General features: G+C 40.4%; 4 protein-coding genes and 1 pseudogene. All 5 read right to left on the bottom strand.

Annotation, left to right across the window (positions count from 1 at the left end; all coding sequences use genetic code 11):
* Window positions 1–246 precede the first annotated feature (246 nt).
* Window positions 247–434 (bottom strand): annotated as a pseudogene (locus H6F92_RS26820) (hypothetical protein).
* A gap of 76 nt (window positions 435–510) precedes the next feature.
* On the bottom strand, window positions 511–1,416 hold the full coding sequence (locus H6F92_RS14725) for an SDR family NAD(P)-dependent oxidoreductase (protein ID WP_002736732.1): 906 nt from the start codon (window positions 1,414–1,416) through the stop codon (window positions 511–513).
* Window positions 1,413–2,063, bottom strand: coding sequence for a GAP family protein (locus tag H6F92_RS14720; protein ID WP_231859756.1), 651 nt, complete (start codon window positions 2,061–2,063; stop codon window positions 1,413–1,415). Before H6F92_RS14720 ends, H6F92_RS14725 begins: the two co-directional genes overlap by 4 nt.
* Window positions 2,064–2,091: 28 nt before the next feature.
* Window positions 2,092–3,213 carry an amidinotransferase gene (locus H6F92_RS14715; protein ID WP_242030144.1) on the bottom strand — a complete coding sequence of 374 codons (1,122 nt, stop codon included), beginning with the start codon at window positions 3,211–3,213 and terminating at the stop codon, window positions 2,092–2,094.
* A gap of 94 nt (window positions 3,214–3,307) precedes the next feature.
* Window positions 3,308–3,670, bottom strand: coding sequence for a PLP-dependent aminotransferase family protein (locus tag H6F92_RS14710; protein WP_242030143.1), 363 nt, complete (start codon window positions 3,668–3,670; stop codon window positions 3,308–3,310).
* Between the last annotated feature and the right edge of the window lie 155 nt (window positions 3,671–3,825).

Below are 3,825 nucleotides of genomic sequence, written 5' to 3'. Positions count from 1 at the left end.
ATACAGAGGTAGCAGCGGCTAAGTCTGGGTACTGGCAGTGCGGGACGGTGCTATGGCGATTTGATTACCCTATTCAGAAATCTTTGTCAAGTACAATTTATACCAAATTAGATGAGCTTACCCTGATGAAAATGCTTGGATAATGAATTAGGTTTCATCGCTATTTCTTGAGAGTTGTTTTTGTTTTATATAAGCGGCAATCATGTTTTTATAGTATGACGCGATGTGCAACTAAAAACGACAGAATCAGGGTTGCAGAGGATACTTGATCTCTGCTGATTTCTGAGAGCCTTGTAAATCAAGACTAAAAATATAGGGCTCTTCTGGTTTCTGTGTGGAAACGAGGTCTATACTGATAGAATATCCGCAAAATAGTCCTAAAAGTCTTGCCCAGTAAGCATTTCACGATTCCATAAGCAAAAATTATCACACAAAGTCGAGAAGAGCCAATATAGTTGCACACGGGGTTAGTATGGACAAAAGACAATCTGTATCCTTTTTCAGTAAGAACTACCGATAGAGAAAAACCCTCCTAGCCATAAAATCAAATAACCAATTTGGCAACAACCAGTTTATCAAAGCCAGAGCTTTAGCATCAAGACCGATCCGATAGCGAATTTTGGGGTTCCTGCTAGTTAACGCGTGCAGAATGGAGGGTACAACTTGTTCTGGTGATGTGGCAATTTTGTAAAATAAATTGGTTTCCGATCTCGACTTTTTTAAAGCTTCCGACCAAGATGGATAGTATAACTGAAGAGTTTCCATCGATACATATTTCGGTAACTCTTCAAAAGCCTCTTGGGTTTTTTGCCACAAAGGGGTGGCGATCGCTCCTGGTTCGATGATCGATACTTTGATTCCCCAAGGGGCTAATTCCATACGAAAAGCATCCGACATCGCCTCGACAGCATATTTTGCGGCGCACCCTGTGCCAACACTCGGAAATACGATTAGTCCATTGATAGAACTAAAATTCACGATCCGTCCTCGCGACTGCCGCAGAAGTGGTAAAAAAGCTTTGATAACTGACAAATAGCCTAAATAGCTCACCTCCATTTCTTGACGGGCGAACTCGATGGGCAGGAGTTCTAAAGGCCCGTGAAACTCGTGACAGGCATTGTTAATAATGCCCAACAATTTCAGATTTTTTTTGCTTAATACTTCTGCCACCTGAGTAGCGGCCGAGATAATGCTATCTTCTTTCGTAACATCAAGCAGGATCGGGGTTGTATTCCCCCCCGTTTCTTGTTGCAGTGATCGGGCTTGATCTAAATTTCTTAGTCCGGTAAAAACCCAAAACCCTTTTTCTGCAAGAATTTTTGCACAGACCCTACCAACTCCCGACGAACTGGCGGAAATAAACACCGCCCCTTTGATTTGAGATCTCGAATTCTCAAATGAAGAAAGAGAAGTCATCTTAATTGTTTCACTCCCATAGCAAGAAAAAATACACCAAAAGCGATTAAAGATAAACTAATAGTGATATTCAGAATGAGGTAAAGCAACTTAAAATGTCTAGATAGCCATGTTTCTAAAGGCTTTTTATGCCAGATTCCAGCCAAATTTAAAAGAACAATAGGCAAGGTATAAATCGTAGCATAAAGACCTAAGTAAAATGGTAAAAACACGAAAGGAGTTGCTAGTTTTCTGATTTCAATAATAGCCAGAATCATTAGGAACGCTCCCGGTGTCTCCGCGAGGGTTGTCGCGCTACCAAAAGCTAAGAATTTGAGTCGATTTGCGTAATCTAAGGGGGGGAGAGAGTCCCACCTCCTTAGATTCGGAATTTCCTTTCTATGACACCAGCGATATAATCCATAAGCACTGACCACCACTCCAACAAGAATTAACAGCCAGCCCCAGTTAACAGAAGATAGGTGTTGTCTCGATATTATCTCTTGCAGTTCACTTAATCCGAAGTAAAAAACGAATGATTGAACCAAAGTAGTCAAGAAAATACCATAGACGTAAGCCCAAACTCCCCGAGTCCCCCGATACAAAAATATCAGGATAGCGATGGCAATAGGGGTGGGATTGATGCTATCAATAAAAGCCAGCCACAAAATGGTCAAGGTAAGCATTGGATTAAGACTAGAAATAGGATTGTAGCGTCCCTCGACGACGGATATCCAAGGTAGCGCAGTGGAAAGAGCCACCGAAAGGCGCGTAATTCATGAAAGGGCAGGGAATTGGCTCAAATCCATGATCTTTGAGAAATCGAATCATCGTTTCTTGATGTTTTTCAATGATTACCCTTTTCTCATCAAGCATTAATACATTCATGCTAATCCATAAACTACACATACTAGCATTGGCATTGAAAAAACCTCCTGTGATAATATCGGGTTTAGGAGCAATGAGAATATCCCAAGATTTAAAAATGTCTGGGATTTTAGCCACATCAATATAATCTGGGTTCACTAATAACTTTCCAGGAGCCAGAGGCATGAAACTAGAATCAATGTGCATTGGTTGTCGGCATTTACTTTCGACTCTATGAATATTAAATTTATCCCCAACATGGCGTTCTAGCCATTGAATTCCCATCTCATTTGTCACGTTACTTCTCGTAACAAAAATGTCCTTACCACAGCGAATAAAATCCGCCGCATCAAAGACAGGTTCGCATTCCGTGATTACGTAGCGAATCGGTTCCCCTTCTTGAGGTATCTGATAGTTGCGATCATAGAGTCGATCGGTTAACTTGGGTTTAGGTGCGGCAGTCCATCGTGCACCTTTTTGAAAATATTCAATTAATAATGTTTGGTAAGCGTGGAGTTCAAAATATCGAGAACGCCATGCCATCGGGGTTTCAATAATTTCGTCTCCCAATACTAACAAACCATCTCGCGGACAGGCAGTACATAACCCTTTTGATTTCCAATCGGGAGTTTTGTAGGTCACGCTAAAATCCATAACATCGGGACGACGGACGGTAACTCCTTCAGATTCTAAAATATGGATGAAATGTTCTAAATCCTTACTCGCTTCTTCTATTAAAAATTTTGGATAACGTCGGCTACCAAACCACATCAATATTTTTGATAAACTTTGAGGAATTGTGGCGTGAACACTAAGATGATTCGGGGGAAACACCGCATTATCTAAACTTCCAACGATTACCTCTTCTAAAGGATCCCATTCATTATAAGAGTTGACAGTGGCGTTAAGAGTTGAGCATTTTTCTGCTTGTAAAGTATTGGCAATCATCATTTTTCTCCTTTTGGTTTTGTGAATCGGGTAAGTTACCCATTTTTTCTAGTTTTGTGATGGGAACTTAATTGACAGAAGTTGGATATTGTCGGCTTTAAAATTGATAGTGCTCTCGGGTTTTTTTGAGAGCTTCAACAAAAAGATTAATATCCTCATCAGTATGCTTATTGTTGATCATCAAGCGAATTAAAGCCTTGCCACGCTCAACAGCAGGATAACGGAATATAGGGATACAATACCCCATGTCCAGTAAGTCTCGTCGTACCTGTTCAGCTACTTCATCTTGACCAATAATAATTGAGGTAATGTAAGAAGGTACATCATTGAGGTGAAAACCTAAATTAATTAGAGTTTCTCGCAATTGTAAACAGCGTTTTAGATAGTCATCCATAATTTTGGGATTTTTCTCCAAGTGCTGTATAATTTCCAGATTCGTAGCAGCCGTTGGTGGTTGCATAGTTGCTGTAAACAAGGAAGTACCAGAGAGAATCTCAAAAGAGGCTCTTCGGGAATTGTTATGCAAATAATTAACTTAAAATAAAATTCGATGAGAGTGCCTACGCCCAAAAGTAGCTGAAACTCATATAGGGAAGGACTTAAGGCATAAACAGG

The sequence above is a fragment of the Microcystis wesenbergii FACHB-1317 genome, assembly GCF_014696875.1.
Classification (GTDB): domain Bacteria; phylum Cyanobacteriota; class Cyanobacteriia; order Cyanobacteriales; family Microcystaceae; genus Microcystis; species Microcystis wesenbergii_A.
This window is presented reverse-complemented; position numbering and strand designations above follow the sequence as displayed.

What these genes read in the sequence shown, in the direction of transcription:
- H6F92_RS14715 (WP_242030144.1), bottom strand. Translation starts at nt 3,213, where the DNA reads ATGATGATTGCCAATACTTTACAAGCAGAAAAATGCTCAACTCTTAAC.
- H6F92_RS14710 (WP_242030143.1), bottom strand. Translation starts at nt 3,670, where the DNA reads ATGCAACCACCAACGGCTGCTACGAATCTGGAAATTATACAGCACTTG.
- H6F92_RS14725 (WP_002736732.1), bottom strand. Translation starts at nt 1,416, where the DNA reads ATGACTTCTCTTTCTTCATTTGAGAATTCGAGATCTCAAATCAAAGGG.